The organism is Sphingomonas endophytica (assembly GCF_001476895.1).
Lineage (GTDB): Bacteria > Pseudomonadota > Alphaproteobacteria > Sphingomonadales > Sphingomonadaceae > Sphingomonas > Sphingomonas endophytica_A.
Window position 1 is genome coordinate 1 of record NZ_LDTB01000303.1, and the last position, 766, is coordinate 766.

Annotated in this window: 1 protein-coding gene; it reads left to right on the top strand. The window is 64.5% G+C overall.

Features of this window, described 5'->3' with window-relative positions:
• Positions 1–389: 389 nt before the first annotated feature.
• A partial coding sequence (locus NS334_RS17320) for an aminotransferase class I/II-fold pyridoxal phosphate-dependent enzyme (RefSeq protein WP_153002846.1) occupies positions 390–766 on the top strand: 377 nt, incomplete at its 3' end.

Consider the following 766-nt stretch of genomic DNA (forward strand, 5'->3'; position numbering starts at 1 on the left):
ATCGATGGCGGTGGCCGATGTGCTGCAATTCAGAAACGTCAACGTGGCAGCCGCATCGCGGGCTGTGCTGCCGGCTGCGCCGGACGGCCTGCCGTCGGCAGCTTCAGGCAGGCCCCGAACGGCACATGGTCCTCGGAGCAATCCGCGGCGGCGGACGCAGCCGCGGGCCTTGCCGGCAAGGCCGGAGCGGCCATGACAGGGCTTGCCGGACATGAGGCATTTGGGGCTGGAACTAGCAGAAAATTGCGCAGGGCGCCCGCCACGCGCGAAAGATTTCGTGCTTTAACGCCAAGCTTCTTGCGATGCAGCGGCGACAGGCCTAGGGTGCCGCAATCCCATTCAAATCAAGTCGTGGCCCAACGGCTCACGACGTTTGCCAGGAGATGATAATGGCCTTCCTGTCCGCTGCGCTCGACCGTGTGAAGCCGTCCGCGACGATCGCGGTCACGGACAAAGCACGCGCGCTGAAAGCCGCGGGCCGCAACGTCATCGGCCTCGGGGCCGGCGAGCCTGACTTCGACACGCCCGCCAACATCAAGCTGGCGGCGATCCACGCGATCGAGGCCGGCAAGACCAAGTACACCGACGTCGGCGGCATACCGGAGCTCAAGGAAGCCATCATCAACAAGTTCTCGCGCGAGAATGGCCTGAGCTATAAGCCGAACCAGATCATCGTCGGCACCGGCGGCAAGCAGGTGCTCTACAACGCGCTGATGGCGACCATCAATCCCGGCGACGAGGTGATCATCCCGGCGCCGTATTGGGT